We start from the raw sequence: 17,086 nt of genomic DNA on the forward strand, positions 1-17,086 counted from the left end.
AGCCCCGCTCATCCCGCAGGAGCATCGTGGCAACTGGCCGAACTCACCGACCGGCGACCCGCAGCCGAGGTATTCCCGAGGCCACTGTCGCCCGGCTTCCGCTGTACTTGCGTGCCCTCACCGCGCTCTCCGAGCGATCGGTGCCCACGGTGTCCTCCGAGGAGCTCGCGGCCGCCGCCGGAGTCAACTCCGCGAAGCTGCGCAAGGACTTCTCGTACCTCGGTTCCTACGGCACCCGCGGCGTCGGCTACGACGTCGAGTACCTCGTCTACCAGATCTCCCGCGAGCTCGGCCTGACCCAGGACTGGCCGGTCGTCATCGTCGGTATCGGCAACCTCGGCGCCGCCCTGGCCAACTACGGCGGTTTCTCCGCGCGCGGCTTCCGCGTCGCGGCCCTCATCGACGCCGACCCGGCGATGGCCGGCAAGCCGGTCGCCGGCATGCCCGTGCAGCACACCGATGATCTGGAGAAGATCATCTCGGAGAACGGCGTCTCGATCGGCGTGATCGCGACTCCCGCGGGTGCGGCGCAGCAGGTCAGCGAGCGGCTGATCGCGGCGGGCGTGACCTCCATCCTGAACTTCGCGCCGACCGTGCTGTCCGTGCCCGAGGGCGTGGACGTGCGCAAGGTCGACCTCTCCATCGAGCTCCAGATCCTCGCCTTCCACGAGCAGCGCAAGGCCGGTGAGGAAGCGGCCGCCGCTGCCGCCGGCGGCTCCTCCTCCGTGGGCGGCGCCGCGGCCGCCGCGGCCGTGGTGCCGCCGGCCGGGCGGACCGCCGCCGAGCAGCGCAAGGGCGGGCCCGAGGGCGACGTGCCGGCGGTGATGCCGGCATGAGCCTGCTCGTCGTAGGGCTGAGCCACCGCAGCGCGCCCGTGAGCGTGCTGGAGCGGGCCTCGCTGTCCGCGGACGCCAAGGTGAAGCTGCTGCACGACACCCTCGCCGCCGAACCGGCGACCGAGGCGACCGTGCTGGCCACCTGCAACCGGATCGAGCTGTACGCGGACGTGGACAAGTTCCACGCCGGCGTCGCCGAGCTGTCCACGCTGCTCGCGCAGCACAGCGGGGTCGGGCTGGAGGAGCTCACCCCGTACCTGTACGTGCACTACGAGGACCGGGCGGTGCACCACCTGTTCTCGGTGGCGTGCGGCCTGGACTCGATGGTCGTGGGCGAGGGGCAGATCCTCGGCCAGATCAAGGACGCGCTGGCGCTGGGGCAGGAGCTCCACACCGCCGGGCGGCTGATCAACGACCTGTTCCAGCAGGCGCTGCGGGTCGGCAAGCGGGCGCACTCCGAGACCGGGATCGACCGGGCCGGTCAGTCGCTGGTGACGTTCGGGCTGGAGCAGCTGGCCGTGAACGTGCCGGTGGGCGAGTGGGCCGCGGGCAAGCGGGCGCTGGTCATCGGCGCCGGGTCGATGTCCTCGCTGGCCGCGGCGACGCTGGCGCGGGTCGGGGTCGCCGAGATCGTCGTGGCGAACCGGACCGCCGACCGGGCGGAGCGGCTCGCGGAGATTCTGGTTGCCTCGGGCACCGGGGTCTCGGCCGTGGCCGTGCCGATGGCTCGGGTGGCCGATGAGCTGACACGAGTCGACGTGGTCGTCTCGTGCACCGGTGCGACGGGGCTCGTGCTGAGCGCCGACGACGTGCTGGCCGCCGTCTCCTGGGGCGCCGGTGGGCTCGCGCCGGCGGAGCAGGGAGAGGCGGGGGCTGCGCCCCAGGCCGACCAGGGGCTCCGCCCCCGGACCCCCGCGCCTCAAACGCCGGCGGGGCTGGAATTGGCCGATGTGGTCGCGCGGCTGGCTGTTGCCGCGCAGACGCACGGGCGGCTCGCCGATGCCGGGGCCGTGCGGACCATCGCCGGTGGCGTCGAGGCCGACGGCTGTCCCGTCGGGCCGGACGGGCGCTCCGCGCTGACCGGGGTCGACGCCAACTCCCTCGAACTGCACGGGACCTGGGCCGACCAGGGCGAGGCCGCCGCACAGCGGCAGCCCCGCAGGAGCACCCGTACGCAGCCCCAGGCGACCACCGTCCGGCTCGCGCTGCTCGACCTGGCCATGCCCAGGGACATCGACGCGGCCGTGCACCGGATCCCGGGCGTCCGGCTCGTGGACATCGAGTCGCTCGCGGAGGCGTCCGCCGACGCCCCGATGGCGGCCGACGTCGACGCCGTACGCGGGATCGTGGCCCAGGAGGTGGCGGCCTTCGGGGCGGCGCAGCGGGCCGCGCACATCACTCCCACCGTCGTCGCCCTGCGCGCCATGGCGGCCGAGGTCGTGGCCATGGAAGTGGCGCGGCTCGACGGGCGGGTGCCCGACCTCGACGAACGGCAGCGCGCCGAGGTGACCCAGACCGTGCGCCGCGTCGTGGACAAGCTCCTCCACGCGCCGACCGTGCGCGTCAAGCAGCTCGCCAGCGAGCCCGGCGGCGCCGGGTACGCGGAAGCGCTGCGCGAACTCTTCGACCTCGACCCTCAGACGGTTGCTTCCGTCAGCCGGGCGGACGCGGCCGATCCGATGAACGACGACGACCCAGGACGGGCATCATGAACACACGTCCCGACCAGCCGCTGCGGCTCGGTACGCGGCGGAGCAAGCTGGCCATGTCCCAGTCGGGGCACGTCGCCGACGCGGTACGGGCCGTCACCGGCCGGGCCGTCGAGCTCGTGGAGATCACGACCTACGGCGACGTCTCGCGCGAGCACCTCTCGCAGATCGGCGGGACGGGCGTGTTCGTCACCGCCCTGCGCGACGCGCTGCTGCGCGGCGAGGTCGACTTCGCCGTGCACTCGCTGAAGGACCTGCCGACCGCGCAGCCCGACGACCTCGTGATCGCGGCCATGCCGCGCCGCGAGGACCCGCGGGACGCGCTCGTCGCCCGGGACGGTCTCACCTTCGAGCAGCTGCCCGACGGTGCCCGGATCGGTACCGGCTCGCCGCGGCGCACCGCCCAGCTCAACCACCTGGCGCTGTCGCTCGGCAAGCGGATCGAGACGGTGCCCATCCGCGGCAACGTCGACACCCGGATCGGCTTCGTCCACGACGGTGAGCTCGACGCCGTCGTCCTGGCGGCCGCCGGCCTCAACCGGATCGGGCGCGGTGACGAAGCGACCGACCTGCTGTCCGTCGACAGCGTCCTGCCGGCTCCCGGCCAGGGCGCCCTGGCCGTGGAGTGCCTCGCGTCCGACACGGACCTCGTCGCCGCGCTCGGTGTACTCGACGACCCGCACACCCGGGCCGCCGTGACCGCCGAGCGTTCCCTGCTCGCCGCCCTGGAGGCAGGCTGCAGCGCACCCGTGGGCGCGTTCGCCGACCTGTTGGCCGACGGGGAGATTGTCAATGAAATGCGCCTGCGCGGCGTCGTCGGAACCCTCGACGGCACGACGCTGGTGCAGCTGTCCACCACCGGTCCCGTGCCCCAGTCGTACGACGAGGCCATGGCGCTCGGCCGCGAACTCGCGGACGAGATGCTGGCCAAGGGCGCGGCCGGTCTGATGGGGGAGCGATCGCTTTGAACCCCTCAATTCCGACCACCTCCGCCTATCCGGCCGTCGCCGCCCACGGACGCGTCACCTTCCTCGGTGCCGGCCCGGGCGACCCGGGTCTGCTGACGCTGCGCGCCGTCGAGGCGCTCGCCGCCGCGGACGTACTGATCGCGGAGCCCGAGGTGCTCGAGGTCGTACGGACTCATGCGCGGGCGAACGTCGACACGCCGCAGCTGACGATTGCTGATGAAGTGTCAGCGGCCGCCGGGGTCCCGGTGATCCGGGACGCGGCCAATCTTGTCATGGAGGCCGCACGCTCCGGCAGGCGGGTCGTGCGTGCCGTCACGGGCGACCCCGGGCTCGACGGCAACGCCGCCGAGGAGATGCTCGTCTGCGCCACCGCCGGCATCCCCTTCGAGGTGGTGCCCGGTGTCGCGACCGCGGTGGGCGTGCCCGCGTACGCCGGCGTCCCGCTGCGCGACAAGCAGGGCGCGGACGTGCGGTTCGTCGACGCGAAGACCGCCTCGGCGCGCTGCTGGAGCGAGGTGGGCGCGAGCGACGGCATCCTCGTCGTGTCCGCGACGCTGGAGACCGTCTCGGCGGCCGCCGCCGAGCTGGTGAGCGCCGGGCGCAAGCCCGACACCCCGCTGACCGTGACCGTCGCCGGTACCACCACGCGGCAGCGGACCTGGTGCGCGACGCTGGGCACCATCGCCCAGGTGTTCAAGCAGGGCAAGGTGCTCCCCTCGCCCGAGGGCGCCCGGCCCGTCATAGCCGTGGTCGGTGAGCACAGCGCCGCCGCGCGGCGCGAAGACCTGTCCTGGTTCGAGTCGAAGCCGCTGTTCGGCTGGCGGGTCCTCGTGCCGCGGACCAAGGAGCAGGCCGCTTCGCTCTCCGACCAGCTGCGTTCGTACGGCGCGGTGCCCCACGAGGTGCCGACCATCGCCGTGGAGCCGCCGCGCACCCCGCAGCAGATGGAGCGCGCGGTGAAGGGCCTGGTGACGGGCCGCTACGAGTGGATCGCCTTCACCTCGGTCAACGCCGTGAAGGCCGTCCGCGAGAAGTTCGAGGAGTACGGGCTCGACGCGCGCGCCTTCGCGGGCATCAAGGTCGCCGCGGTGGGCGAGCAGACCGCCGCGGCCCTCGTGGAGTTCGGCGTGAAGCCGGACCTGGTGCCCAGCGGCGAGCAGTCCGCGGCCGGACTGCTGGAGGACTGGCCGCCGTACGACCCGGTCTTCGACCCGATCGACCGGGTGTTCCTGCCGCGCGCCGACATCGCGACCGAGACGCTGGTCGCCGGGCTGATCGAGCTCGGGTGGGAGGTCGACGACGTCACCGCCTACCGGACGGTGCGCGCGTCGCCGCCGCCGGCGGACACCCGCGAGGCGATCAAGGGCGGCGGTTTCGACGCCGTTCTCTTCACGTCCTCGTCCACCGTCCGCAACCTGGTCGGGATCGCCGGGAAGCCGCACAACGTGACCGTCATCGCCTGTATCGGGCCGGCGACGGCCAAGACGGCGGAGGAGCACGGGCTGCGCGTGGACGTACTGTCCCCGGAGCCGTCGGTGTCGAAGCTGGCGGAGGCCCTCGCCGAGTACGGTGCGGCGCGCCGCGAGGCGGCCAAGGAGGCCGGCGAGACGGTGTTCCGGCCGAGCGAGCGACGTCCGGGGGCGCGGCGGCGTCGCACGACGTGAGCGGTTTAAGGCCGGATCGACCGGTCGGAGAGGGGCCCGGGTGCGGTGAGCGCCCGGGCCCCTCTCGCGTACCCGGGCGCAATCCCTTTGTGGTCGCGTGTCCCAGCCATGCCAAATGTGGCGAACTGTCATAATCCGTCCGATTCTGTCAGTCCGGTCGGGAGGATTGCTGTGACTATCTGTCAAACCGTGAGCGGGGTGGGCGTGCAGGAGGCCCTCCCGCCGTCGGAGCCGCCTGGTCTTCGGGTGCGTCGCTCGTGGCGGGGTGGGTTGCTGCGGGCGCTGGTGGCAGGTCTCGTCCTGATGGCCGGCCTGGCCCTGCCCGTGGTGGCCCCGCAGCCCGCCCAGGCCGTACCGCCCGGCACCTACGCCTACGTCGCCAACTTCCAGGACGACACGGTGTCGGTGATCGACACGGCGACGAACACGGTGGTGGTCACGGTTCCCGTCGGCCATGCGCCGTGGGGAGTGGCGGTGTCGCCGAACGGCACCCGCGCCTACGTCACCAACCGCACCAGTGGCACGGTGTCCGTGATCAACACCGCGACCGACACGGTCGTCGCCACCGTCCCCGTCGGCCTTGAGCCCCTCGGAGTGGCGGTGTCGCCGAACGGCGCCCGCGCCTACGTCACCAACTACGGCGCCGACACCGTGTCCGTGATCAACACGAACACCAACACGGTCGTCGCCACCATCCCCGTCGGCGATGCGCCCATCGGGGTGGCGGTGTCGCCGAACGGCGCCCGCGCCTACGTCACCAATTCCGAAGCCGACACGGTGTCCGTGATCAAAACCGCCACCAACACCGTCGTGGCCACCGTCCCCGTCGGCGACTCCCCGTTCGGGGTGGCGGTGTCGCCGGACAGCGCCCGCGCCTACGTCACCAATTACGGCGCCGACACGGTGTCCGTGATCAACACGGCGACGAACATGGTCGTCGCCACCGTCTCCGTCGGCGATGCGCCCCAGGGGGTGGCGGTGTCGCGGGACGGCACCCGCGCCTACGTCGTCAACGCCGACGCCGACACGGTGTCCGTGATCAACACGGCGACGAACACGGTCGTCGCCACCGTCTCCGTCGGCGATGCGCCCCGAGAGGTGGCGCTGTCGCCGGACGGCACCCACGCCTACGTCACCAACGCCAACGGCGGCACGGTGTCCGTGATCGACACCGCCACCAATATCGTCGTGGCCACCGTCCCCGTCGACGACCTCCCGTTCGGGGTGGCGATCGGGGTCGTGCCCCGGCCGGCTCCGGCGCTGACCCTGATCAAGCTCACCGCCGGCGGGACGTTCACCCAGGGCGGGCAGGGCACCTACACCCTCACCGTCACCAACACCGGCGACCTGCCCACCGACGGCAGCACCGTCACCCTCACCGACACCCTCCCCGCCGGCCTGACCCCGGTCGGCTTCTCCGGCACCGGATGGACCTGCACCCTCACCCCGCTGTCCTGCACCCGCAGCGACATCCTCGCCCCCGGCGCCGGCTACCCGCCCCTCACCCTCACCGTCCGGATCGCTCCCCACGCGCCGAAGCAGGTCACCAACACCGCCACCGTCACCGGCGGCGGCGCCACCGGCACCAGCATCGCCACCGCGACCACCACCGTCGACAGGAAGCAGCAGCCCAAGCCCCCGCACCACGACCGCCCGGGCCACGGCAAGCCGGGTCACGGGAAGCCGGGTCACGGGAAGCCCGGCCACGGGAAGCCCGGCCACGGCAAGCCGGGTCACGGAAAGCCCGGCCACGACCGGCCCGACCACGGCCACCGCCCCGGCCCCCGGTAGCCGCACACCGGCATGACGAACGCCCCGGCGCCGGCCACCCACCCTCGGACCGCCGGCGCCGGGGCATCCCATGACCACGCAACCCCACACCACGGCGCGCCGCCCGAAGCCTGCGCCGGCCCCTCGCGCCCGACCGGACCACCGATCAGGTGGGGTTCGCGCTGCGGAACGCGCGGCGGTAGGTGTCGGGCGGGACGCCGACGACCCGTTTGAACTGGCGGCGCAGCGTCGTCGCCGTACCCATGCCGGTGGCGACCGCCACCGCCTCTATCGTCTCGTCGGTGGCCTCCAGCAACTCCTGTGCGCGGCGTACGCGCTGGGTCAGCAGCCATTGCAGCGGGGTCTGGCCGGTGACCGCCCGGAACTGCCGCCCCAGGTGGCGCGGGCTCGTACTGGCCCGGCGCGCCATGTCGGTGACGGTCAGCGGCCGGTCCAGGCGCTGCTGGGCCCAGGCGAGCAGCCCGGCGAGCTGGTGGTCGCCGCCCGTGACCTGCACCGGGGTGGCCACGAACTGCGCCTGGCCGCCGGGCCGGTGCGGCGCCATGACCAGGCGGCGGGCGATGGAGTTGGCGACGGCGGCGCCGTGGTCGAGGTGGATCAGGTGCAGGCACAGGTCCACGGCGGCGGCCTTGCCCGCGGCCGTGAGCACGCTGCCGTTGTCGGTGTAGAGCACGTCCGGGTCGACCTCGGCCAGCGGATGGCGTGCGCTCAGCTCCGCGGCGTGCGCCCAGTGGGTGGTGGCCCGCCGCCCGTCCAGCAGGCCCGCGGCGCCGAGCACGAAGGCCCCGGTGCACAGGGAGGCGACCCGGGCGCCCGCGGCGTGGGCCGCGCGCACGGCGTCGACCAGCTCGGGCGGTGGCGGCTCGTCCACGTCGGCGCAGGCGGGCACGATCACGGTGTCGGCCCGGACCAGGCGCTCCAGACCGTGGTCGGGCTCGACGGTGAAGGGGCCGACGCGCACCGGTCCGGGGCCGCAGAGCAGTACGTCGTACCAGCCCTGGGGGGCGTCGGGCGGGGGGTTGCCGAAGATCTCGTAGGCCACCGCCAGCTCGAAGTGCAGCAGGCGGCCGGCGGCCGCCAGGGCGACAGTGGGCATGTCCGAAAGTGTACGGGTGATGTCGTTCCGGACCATCACGTTCGGGCACGGCCCGCGCCGAGACTGGGTGCATCGAGCCGCACGGGGCGCACGGGCCGCAGCGGACGCAGGGGACGGGGAGAGCGATGAGCACGGTGGGTACGGCGGGCGCGGCGGGTGCGGTGGTGGTCTACGGGGCGACGGGGCACACGGGTCGTTTCATCGTCGCCGAGCTGCGCAGGCGCGGCATCGCCACGGTCGTCTCCGGCCGTGACGGAGCCCGGCTGGAGGCGCTGGCGGCCGAGGACGGGGACGTGCTCGTCCGCCCGGCCTCCGTGGACGACCCGGTCTCCCTGGACCGCGCCCTCGCCGGAGCCGCGGCCGTCATCAACGCCGCCGGGCCGTTCGCGGTGACGGGCGGTCCGGTCGTCGAGGCGGCCCTGCGCGCGGGGATCCCCTACGTCGACGTCGCGGCGGAGATCGAGGCGAACGCGGCGATGTTCGCCGACCACACGGAAGCGGCCCGTACGGCGGGGGTGCCCGTGGTGCCGGCCATGGCCTTCTACGGGGGCCTGGGCGACCTGCTGGCCGGCGCGGCGATGGGCGGCTGGACCGCGGCGGACGAGGTGCACGTCGCGTACGGGCTGAGCAGCTGGCAGCCCACGGCGGGCACCAGGAAGGCCGGAGAGGTGTCCCACGAGCGCCGCGGGGGCCGCCGGGTGAGGTTCGCGGACGGCGCCCTGCAGTACCACGACGACCAGTTGTCGCAGCAGGACTGGGTCTTCCCGGAGCCGCTCGGCCGGCGGGCGGTGATCGCGGAGTTCACCATGGCCGACGTCGTCACCGTGCCCAGCCACGTCGCCGTGCCGGAGGTGCGTACGTACATGGCCGTGGAGGCCGCCCGGGACCTCGCCGGGGCGGACACGCCGGCGCCGGAGGCCGTCGACGACCTCGGGCGGTCGGACCAGACCTTCGTCGTCGACGTCCTGGTCCGCGCGGGCGGCGTCGAACGCCGCGCCACCGCCCACGGCCGGGACATCTACGCGGTCACCGCGCCCCTGGCGGTGGAGGCCGTCGAGCGCATCCTGTCCGGGCGCACCCGGACGACGGGCGTGGCCTCGGCCGCGGCGATGTTCGACGCGCCGGACTTCCTGCGGGCGCTGGCGCCGTACCTGTCGGTGGACGTCTCGAACTGACCTGCTGCCGGCCGCACGGGTGGAGCCCGGGAACGGGGGGCCCGGGCTCTACCCTTGTCCGGACTGCTGTCGATGCTCGAAGAGGCGACTGAAGATGAGCGCGTACGGATCCTTCCCCGGTTCGCGGCCCCGCCGGCTGCGCACCACCCCGGCGATGCGGCGGATGGTCGCCGAGAACCGGCTGCACCCCTCGGACCTGATCCTCCCGGCGTTCGTCCGGGAGGGCATCAGCGAGCCCCTGGCGATCTCCGCGATGCCGGGCGTGGTGCAGCACACCCGGGACACGCTGCGGAAGGCCGCCGTCGAGGCGGTCGAGGCGGGGGTCGCCGGGATCATGCTGTTCGGTGTCCCGGCCGACGAGAACAAGGACGCGCTGGGCACGGCGGGCACCGAGCCGGACGGGATCCTGCAGGTCGCGATCCGCGATGTGAAGGCCGAGGTCGGGGACGACCTGGTGATCATGTCGGACCTGTGCCTGGACGAGTACACCGACCACGGCCACTGCGGTGTGCTGGACGAGCACGGGCGCGTCGACAACGACGCGACGCTGGAGCGCTACGCCGAGATGGCGCAGGTCCAGGCGGACGCGGGCGTCCACGTGGTCGGGCCGAGCGGGATGATGGACGGGCAGGTCGGCGTCATCCGTGACGCGCTGGACGAGACCGGGCACGAGGACGTCTCGATCCTCGCGTACACGGCGAAGTACTCGTCCGCCTTCTACGGCCCCTTCCGCGAGGCCGTCGCCTCCTCGCTGCAGGGTGACCGCAAGACGTACCAGCAGGACCCGGCGAACGCCCGGGAGTCGCTGCGGGAGCTCGCCCTCGACCTGGAGGAGGGCGCGGACATGGTGATGGTGAAGCCGGCCGGCCCGTACCTCGACATCCTGTACCGGGTCGCGCAGGCGGTGGACGTTCCGGTGGCGGCGTACCAGATCAGCGGCGAGTTCGCGATGATCGAGGCGGCGGCGGAGAAGGGCTGGATCGAGCGCGACCGCGCCATCCTGGAGACCCTGCTGGGCATCAAGCGGGCGGGTGCCGACACGATCCTCACCTACTGGGCGACCGAGGTCGCGGGCTGGCTGCGCGAGACCCGCTGACGGTCTGTCCTACGGCCAGTCGACGAGGCCGTGGAAGACGACGAAGTCGAAGACGGCGGCGGCCGGAGCGGCCACCGCGAACCACACCCTGGCGGCGGCGTAGCGCCGCTGCCAGGGCAGCCCCCACGCGGCGACCAGCACGGCCAGAACCACCAGCAGGCCGAACCCGAAGACGGGGAAGGCGACGTGGTACGAGGCGTCGAACCGGTCGCTCGCCGCGTCGCCGCAGGAGTCGCAGGCCATCGGGGACAGCCCGGCGAAGAAGAACGCGACGGCCGCGAGCGGCAGCGTCAGCAGGGTGGAGACGAGCGGCGCGACGAACGCGCGGGGGTGGCGGGCGGTGTCCGGTGTCATGGATCCAGTGAACTCCTTGCAAAGACATGGAACATGAGTGCGCGTACTCAGCTGACCCCCCTCGCCCACCTGCGAAACTCTTAGGCGTGCGTATGTATGTACGTACGCACGCATGTGGCGTGGCAGTGCCGAAGAGGGGGTGGACATGACGGACGGCGATCTCAGCGTTTCGGAGGACGGCCTCACCAGGCTCGCGGACGACCTCGACGCGATGCAGGGTCATCTGGAGCGCCAGATCCGGAACATGGACCGGGTGGTCGACAGCATCGCGGCGGGCTGGCAAGGGCCCACGGCCACGGCGTACCGCGCCCTGCACCGGGGAGCCGCCGAGGACGCCGTGCGGATCCGGCAGGTGCTCTCCCTCCTCGAAGACGCCACCAGGGCCTCCCGTGACGGCTTCACGGCCCAAGAGCTGGAGGTCCTGGCCGCGTTCAAGCGCGTCCAGAGCCAGGAGGACGTGTCCGCGTCGGCCGCGGAGCTGACCGTGCCGGACCAGCCGGCCGCCCCGCACAGCCGTCTGCAGGACATCTGAGAGCAGCGAGGAACAGCACCACCATGTCGGACGACGACCGGATAACTGTCGATTTCGCCACCCTGCAGCGCCTGTCGGGTGACCTGGAGGAGATCCTCAAGGACCTCAACGAGAAGCTGGACCTGCTCTACGAGCGCGCCAAGAAGGCCGTTCTGGGCTGGGACGGCGAGGCCCGGCAGGCCTTCATCGACGAGCTGGACAAGTGGGACCGCTCGGCCCAGGACCTCAAGGCCGCGCAGGCCTGGCTCCACGAGGTCGTGGTCAAGGGCCACCTCAACTACGCCGCTGCGAACAGGTCCGTGCTCCAGGGCTGGGGAGGCGGCGCCTGATGGCCGGACCCACCCCGGGCCCCGGCCCGGCGCAGCCGCCCGCCGGAGGCGGCAACATCGACGTCAAGCCGTCGAGCCTGTGGAACGTCTCCGGCCGGGTCGCCGGTCAGCAGGACCCCATGATGCGCGGCGGGAACACCCTCGTGCAGGAGCTGCAGAAGTACCCGGACGCCGGCGGGGCGGGCACCAGCGCCGAGAAGTTCGCGCAGGCCTACAAGAAGATAGGCAACCGCTGGCTGGAGGTGCTGGGCAAGAGCGTGGTGAGCATCGGGGGCGTCGCCGTCGGCTTCACGGAGACCGCCAACGCCTACACCAAGGCCGATGCGGCGGCCCACCCCAAGCCCGGACAGGCCCCGGAGCAGCGCCCGCTGCCCACGGTCATCGACAAGGACCCGAAGTTCGGCGACGTCCCCGACATCAAGTGGGGTGACGACGACGGCGGTGACGACCTGATCCGCGGCGCGATGGAGGGCATACCGGAGATCGTCCGGGACGTCCTGCAGCCCGTCGCGAAGCACGTCTTCCGTGTCGGCAAGGTGGCGGACGTCCACCCCTTCCCGCAGCAGCACTACCTCAACTCGCACTGCCACAGCTGGATGAACGCCTCGACCGTCCCGGGCAACACGGCAGCCGAGCTGACGATGATCGTCGGCACCATCACCAACCACCAGAAGGCCGACTGGGAAGAGGCCATGCGCACGTTCTGCAGTGCGCTGTGGGGCGGTACGGCATGGGGCCAGACCCGGCACGGCCTCCAGTGGGCGCACACCACGGGGCCGTACGGGGCGCAGGCCGCCACGGGCAGTCAGCCGGTGATGACCGTCCTGATGGACGTGGCGGTCAAGATCAGCGACTGCCTGCGCGAGTACGCGGAAGCGGCCGTCGAGCTGAACCACGACGTCTTCGAGGAGCTCAAGCGGGCCATGAAGCAGGCCGCCATGAGCATCATCGAGGACCTCGAGAAGGCCAAGGAGAAGCCCAGCCTCAAGAGCATCGCCGGTGCCGTCACCAGCGTGGCCAGCGGGATCGGCGGGGCCGCCGGATTGCTGCTGAAGTTCGACGTCAAAACGGTCCTGAAGCTGGACAAGGCCAAGCTCAACCGGATCGTGGACAAGTACACCGGCATCGTGGACGGCCTCACCACGCGCATGGAAGCGCTCAAGGACATCCTGGACGAAGCGCACCGCAGCGCCCCGAAGTTCGAGGCCGGCGTCGCCCGCGCCCACGGCTTCGGCGCCCGGTCCCTGGAGGAGTTCAAGAGCACCTCGCAGACCTGGTTGAAGATCGACTCGGCCACCGGCAAGTACGTGCTGGACCTGGGCGCCAACGAGTACATGGCGGACGGCCACACGCTGGACAAGCACGTGGGCAAGACGGACGAGCAGCTGGCGCAGCGCCTGCGCGACCAGCAGGCGAACGGCCCGACCCAGGCCTGGCCGTTCGGCAAGCCGAAGCCGAGTGCCTCCTCGGCCTTCCCGAACTACGAGCGGGCGCAGGAACTCACCCAGCACAACCTCAACGAGAACGCCGCGGCGATCGAGGCCTGGATCAAGGGCCCGCCGCCGCCGGGCGATGGCGACGTGAAGGACTTCAAGGGGACGGCGCCCAACGGTGAGGTCAGCGGCCGCAGCGTGAGCAAGCAGCCGACCGACCTGAACGATCCGCTGTCCGGATACAAGACGGGCGGCATGGACGCCAAGGCCGAGGACGTGAAGGGCATCGACACGAGGATCAAGTACGACAGCAGCCGCAATCCTCCGTTCACCGTCATGACGTCCATGCCCAGCAAGTGAAAGGCCCTTCGAAGATGTCCATCGACCAGGAGTCCTGGGAGGCGGCGGTACGGCACCTCTACGAGGACGCGTACGGGTACGTCGCCACCGGTCCGCGCAAGCACGAGGACTGGCGGATCGACGTGCTCGCCGTCATGGAGCGCGCCGTCCCCGACCCGCGCGGCTGGGCCGGGCTCGACGACGGCGTGAACGACCCCGGGCGGAAGGAACGCCCCGCCTATCCCTTCCGCCCGCCCTTCAAGGCCGATCCCCTCCGCCCGATCACCCCGGCCGACGTCGGGGAACGGCTGTGGGAGATCGACCGCGCGAGCGCCGAGAACCTGCTCCTCGCACTCACCGACGAGGGCTGCACCCTGCGGAACCTCGAACGGTTCAGCGAGAGCTTCGAGGAGTTGCAGGACATGGCCCGCACCGTCCTCGCCCGCTACGGGGACGGCTTCACCTGCCACACCAACGTCAGCACGGGCCCGCGCAACGGCACGCTGGACTTCCGGGGCGATTCCCGGGGCTGGACGCCGATGACCTTCTACGGGGAGGACTGCGGCCTGGTCGTGGTCTCCGACACGGAGGTCGGGCTGTTCTGGACCTTCGGCGACGTCTGAGCCCGTCTTCCGGTCGTTCAACGCGAATTGAGACAATGATCCGATGCTGACCCGATCCGCCACCTACCCCGACCGGGAGACCGCCCAGTGGGCCACCCAGCAGGTGGTGACCGCCAACGAGCAGGTCATCCACCGCTGGCTCGCCCAGGGAACGCGGGCCCGCCTCACCCTGGAGGCCGCCTGGCCGTCCCGTGAAGAGCCCGTGGGCCGGGTGCAGCTGCAGGCGGCGGCGCTCGCCGGCCAGGAACCCGTCGATGTCCGCGCCGCCCGTGTCGTGCTGCGCCGTGAGCCCGCCAGCCCGTACGGATTCGTCGTCCTGACCACCGTCCCGTTCTACCTGTAGAGGCAGCCGACCGTGTCCATGAAGCCCCTCGAACACGACCGGCGCTACGGCGAGCTGGATCAGGTGATGCGCGCCTACCTCGGCCGCCAAGGCGAGGACACGGCCGAGCAGCGCAGCCCTGCGCTCGACGCCTATCTGCGCCACACCTGGCACACCCGCCCCTGGGCCGTCGCGGAGGCGGAGCGCCAGCTGCGCGAGTACGGCCGCAACCCTCCGGGGCGCCTGCGGATCGACCTCGACGAGTTCTACGCCGTCCCCGACGTCGGGATCCCCCAGCCCGCCATCGGTGACTGGCTCCTCGTGCTCGCCGACCACCTCAAGCAGAGCGTCGAGAACGGCGAGGTGCCGCCGCCGGCGACCCCGCAGACGCACTGGGAGTGGCACGCACGGTTCCCGGAGACCGGGCAGCTGCTGGGCGGTTGGTTCTCGCAGGACATCGTCGACGAATTCCCCGACCACGAGGCCGCGGTCGCGGACTACGCCGCCACCACCGACCCGCAGCTCGTCGCCCGCCTCGTCGGCGAGCTCCACGAGCTGCTCGCCCTCCCGCTGGACGAAGGCGACTACGCCCTGGCCGCCGCGGAGCTCGGCATGGAGGTCGATCCGCCCGAGCCGTTCTCGTACGGAGCGTGGTTCCGGTCGGTGGCGGCGACCCTGACCGGGGGCTGACCGCCAGGAGCCCCGGCTCGCGCCGTCTGCGCTGCGGGCGCACCCTGGAGAGATGGGTGACCCCCTGGAGGTGATGCACCATGGCCACGCTCGTCGGGTGGCATGTGGAGCTCGAATTCACCGAGGAGGGCCACCGCACCAGTGCGGCGGCCCTGGTCAGGCTCGGGGACGGCTCCGAGATCAAGGCGCGGGGCTATGCCTTGCGTCATCCCTCCGACCCGGAGCAGCTGAGGGTCGGGGAAGAGATCGCGGGCGCGCGTGCGCTCATGGATCTCGCGTCGCAGATGCTGCAGAAGGCCCACGCCGAGATCGATGAGGCCACGGGCCGTCATTCCTACCCGCTCAACGGCTGAGCGGCACGCTCACAGGCCCGCTGACGGGTTCCGGCAAGGAGCCCGTCAGCGGGTCCTGCCGCGGAACAGGACCGCCGCCAGGGTCACGGCCACGGCCGTGATGCCCGCGCACCAGGTCAGGGCCACCCAGGGGGCGTTCTCCGCGGGCTGCGCCAGGAGCAGTGCGCGCAGGGATTCGATCACCGGGGTCAGCGGCTGGTGGTCGGCGAAGCCGTGGAGCCAGCCGGGCATGGTCTCGATGGGGACGAAAGCGCTGGACGGGTACGGCAGGAACATCATCAGGAAGGTGAAGCCGCCCGCCGCCTCCGGGGACTTGGCGAGCAGCCCGAGTGCGGCGGCCAGCCACGAGATCGCCGTGATGTACGTCAGCAGCAGGCCGGCCGCGGCGAGGAAGGCGGCCGGTCCGGCCTGCGGGCGGAATCCGATGGCGAGGGCGACGGCGAGGACCAGGGTGGTGGAGACCAGGTTGCGCACCACCGAGGCCGTGACGTGCCCGGCGAGGATCGGGATGCCGCCGACGTCGAGGGAGCGGAAGCGGTCGATGACGCCGTTCGCCATGTCCTCGCTGACGCTGACGGCGGTGGAGGCCGCGCCGAAGCCCGCGCAGAGCAGCATGGCGCCGGGCACCACGTACATCACGTACGCCGTGCCGGTGTCGATGGCACCGCCGAAGAAGTAGACGAAGATCAGCATCAGCATGACGGGCAGCATCAGGGCGGCGATCAGCGCGTCGGGGCGGCGGCTGCTGATGCGGAGGCTGCGGCCGGCCAGGGCGAAGGCGTGCACGGGCGGGGCGGTCATCGGTCGGCTCCCGTCAGGGCGAGGAAGACGTCGTCGAGGGTGGCGCTGCGCAGGGCGAAGCGGCCGATGTCGGTGCGGTCCGGGTCGAGTTCGTCGAGCAGGGTCCGGACGTGCGCGGCGCTGCCGTCGGTGGCCAGGCCGAGGGTGAGCTCTTCCGGGTCGAGGTGTACCGCGCGCGGGGCGAGCGCCTCGTAGGCGGCCCGGTTGGTGAGCGTGAGGTCCAGGCGGTGTCCGGCGACGCGGGCTTTGAGGTCGCCCGGGGTGCCCTCGGCGGCGATGCGGCCGTCGGCGAGGACGGCGACGCGGTCGGCGAGCCGGTCGGCCTCCTCCAGGTACTGGGTGGTCAGCAGGACCGTGGTGCCGTCGGCGCGCAGTTCCCGTACGAGATCCCAGAGGTCCTGGCGGCTGCGCGGGTCGAGGCCGTTGGTCGGCTCGTCCAGGAAGATCACCTCGGGGCGGGAGACGAGGCTCGCGGCGAGGTCGAGGCGGCGGCGCATGCCGCCGGAGTACGTCTTCGCGGTGCGTCCGGCCGCCTCGGTGAGGCCGAAGCGGGCGAGGAGCCCGTCGGCGCGGGTGCGGGCGGCGCGCGGGGAGAGCCCGGCCAGGCGGCCCATCATGCGCAGGGTCTCGGTGCCGGTCAGGAGTTCGTCGACGGCGGCGAACTGGCCGGTGAGGGCGATGAGTTCGCGGACCCGGGAGCGTTCGGCGACGGTGTCGTGCCCGGCGACGCGGACGCTGCCGGAGTCGGCGGCGGTGAGGGTGGCGAGGATCCGGACGGTGGTGGTCTTGCCGGCGCCGTTGGGGCCGAGGAGGGCGAGGACGCTGCCGCGCGGGACGGCCAGGTCGATGCCGTCGAGGACGCGGAGGTCGCCGTAGGACTTGGTGAGGCCGATGGCGTGGATGCCGAGGTCGGCGGAGGCGTGCGTGGTCATGAGGGACGGTGCTCCCTTCCCAGCTTCTGCGTATGCCTTACGC

18 protein-coding genes are annotated in these 17,086 nt (G+C 72.3%); 14 read left to right on the top strand and 4 right to left on the bottom strand.

The features are described 5' to 3' along the window. The first annotated feature begins 26 nt into the window (after positions 1-26). From JYK04_RS24365 to JYK04_RS41945, 5 genes are all read left to right on the top strand, one after another. Positions 27-836, top strand: coding sequence for a redox-sensing transcriptional repressor Rex (locus JYK04_RS24365; protein WP_189733645.1), 810 nt, complete (start codon positions 27-29; stop codon positions 834-836). Then, positions 833-2,548: a glutamyl-tRNA reductase gene (locus JYK04_RS24370; protein WP_189733643.1), complete on the top strand. Its 1,716-nt coding sequence runs from the start codon at positions 833-835 to the stop codon at positions 2,546-2,548. Before JYK04_RS24365 ends, JYK04_RS24370 begins: the two co-directional genes overlap by 4 nt. After that, on the top strand, positions 2,545-3,513 hold the full coding sequence (gene hemC / locus JYK04_RS24375) for a hydroxymethylbilane synthase (RefSeq protein ID WP_189733642.1): 969 nt from the start codon (positions 2,545-2,547) through the stop codon (positions 3,511-3,513). The genes JYK04_RS24370 and hemC overlap by 4 nt, the downstream gene beginning before the upstream one ends. Next, on the top strand, positions 3,510-5,177 hold the full coding sequence (locus JYK04_RS24380; protein ID WP_161288883.1) for a bifunctional uroporphyrinogen-III C-methyltransferase/uroporphyrinogen-III synthase: 1,668 nt from the start codon (positions 3,510-3,512) through the stop codon (positions 5,175-5,177). The genes hemC and JYK04_RS24380 overlap by 4 nt, the downstream gene beginning before the upstream one ends. Positions 5,178-5,462: 285 nt before the next feature. Beyond that, positions 5,463-6,968, top strand: a complete 1,506-nt coding sequence (locus JYK04_RS41945) for a cytochrome D1 domain-containing protein (RefSeq protein ID WP_189733641.1) — start codon at positions 5,463-5,465, stop codon at positions 6,966-6,968. A 145-nt stretch (positions 6,969-7,113) separates the two neighbouring features. Here JYK04_RS41945 and JYK04_RS24390 read toward each other — a convergent pair whose 3' ends face one another. Continuing rightward, entirely contained in the window at positions 7,114-8,064 is a 951-nt protein-coding gene (locus JYK04_RS24390) for a helix-turn-helix domain-containing protein (protein WP_189733639.1), read from the bottom strand. Between the two features lie 125 nt (positions 8,065-8,189). Here JYK04_RS24390 and JYK04_RS24395 point away from each other — a divergent pair, with 125 nt between their 5' ends. Further along, a complete protein-coding gene (locus JYK04_RS24395; RefSeq protein WP_189733638.1) occupies positions 8,190-9,239 on the top strand; it encodes a saccharopine dehydrogenase NADP-binding domain-containing protein in 1,050 nt (349 codons plus the stop codon). Positions 9,240-9,333: 94 nt separating this feature from the next. After that, positions 9,334-10,335 carry a porphobilinogen synthase gene (hemB, locus tag JYK04_RS24400; RefSeq protein WP_189733636.1) on the top strand — a complete coding sequence of 334 codons (1,002 nt, stop codon included), beginning with the start codon at positions 9,334-9,336 and terminating at the stop codon, positions 10,333-10,335. A gap of 9 nt (positions 10,336-10,344) precedes the next feature. Here the strand turns inward: hemB and JYK04_RS24405 are convergent, their stop codons facing one another. Further along, a complete protein-coding gene (locus JYK04_RS24405) occupies positions 10,345-10,689 on the bottom strand; it encodes a hypothetical protein (protein ID WP_189733634.1) in 345 nt (114 codons plus the stop codon). Between the two features lie 145 nt (positions 10,690-10,834). Here JYK04_RS24405 and JYK04_RS24410 point away from each other — a divergent pair, with 145 nt between their 5' ends. The 7 genes from JYK04_RS24410 (at position 10,835) to JYK04_RS24440 (ending at position 15,310) form a co-directional block, all read left to right on the top strand. Further along, the gene (locus JYK04_RS24410; protein ID WP_189733632.1) at positions 10,835-11,221 is read left to right on the top strand and encodes a WXG100 family type VII secretion target; all 387 of its coding nucleotides are present in this window, start codon (positions 10,835-10,837) and stop codon (positions 11,219-11,221) included. 23 nt (positions 11,222-11,244) lie between these two features. After that, positions 11,245-11,550 (top strand): WXG100 family type VII secretion target, encoded by a 306-nt coding sequence (locus tag JYK04_RS24415; RefSeq protein WP_189733630.1) that lies wholly within the window; start codon positions 11,245-11,247, stop codon positions 11,548-11,550. Then, a complete protein-coding gene (locus JYK04_RS24420) occupies positions 11,550-13,343 on the top strand; it encodes an RNase A-like domain-containing protein (protein ID WP_189733628.1) in 1,794 nt (597 codons plus the stop codon). Before JYK04_RS24415 ends, JYK04_RS24420 begins: the two co-directional genes overlap by 1 nt. A gap of 14 nt (positions 13,344-13,357) precedes the next feature. Further along, positions 13,358-13,945 (top strand): hypothetical protein, encoded by a 588-nt coding sequence (locus JYK04_RS24425; RefSeq protein WP_189733626.1) that lies wholly within the window; start codon positions 13,358-13,360, stop codon positions 13,943-13,945. A gap of 43 nt (positions 13,946-13,988) precedes the next feature. Then, positions 13,989-14,288: an RNase A-like domain-containing protein gene (locus JYK04_RS24430; protein WP_189733624.1), complete on the top strand. Its 300-nt coding sequence runs from the start codon at positions 13,989-13,991 to the stop codon at positions 14,286-14,288. A 12-nt stretch (positions 14,289-14,300) separates the two neighbouring features. Continuing rightward, positions 14,301-14,957, top strand: coding sequence for a contact-dependent growth inhibition system immunity protein (locus JYK04_RS24435; RefSeq protein WP_189733622.1), 657 nt, complete (start codon positions 14,301-14,303; stop codon positions 14,955-14,957). An 80-nt stretch (positions 14,958-15,037) separates the two neighbouring features. Then, positions 15,038-15,310, top strand: a complete 273-nt coding sequence (locus JYK04_RS24440) for a DUF1876 domain-containing protein (protein ID WP_030721318.1) — start codon at positions 15,038-15,040, stop codon at positions 15,308-15,310. A 45-nt stretch (positions 15,311-15,355) separates the two neighbouring features. Here the strand turns inward: JYK04_RS24440 and JYK04_RS24445 are convergent, their stop codons facing one another. Further along, positions 15,356-16,111 carry an ABC transporter permease gene (locus tag JYK04_RS24445; RefSeq protein ID WP_189733620.1) on the bottom strand — a complete coding sequence of 252 codons (756 nt, stop codon included), beginning with the start codon at positions 16,109-16,111 and terminating at the stop codon, positions 15,356-15,358. Then, positions 16,108-17,043 carry an ABC transporter ATP-binding protein gene (locus JYK04_RS24450; RefSeq protein ID WP_189733618.1) on the bottom strand — a complete coding sequence of 312 codons (936 nt, stop codon included), beginning with the start codon at positions 17,041-17,043 and terminating at the stop codon, positions 16,108-16,110. Before JYK04_RS24450 ends, JYK04_RS24445 begins: the two co-directional genes overlap by 4 nt. Positions 17,044-17,086: the final 43 nt, after the last annotated feature.

This window comes from Streptomyces nojiriensis, assembly GCF_017639205.1.
GTDB lineage: Bacteria > Actinomycetota > Actinomycetes > Streptomycetales > Streptomycetaceae > Streptomyces > Streptomyces nojiriensis.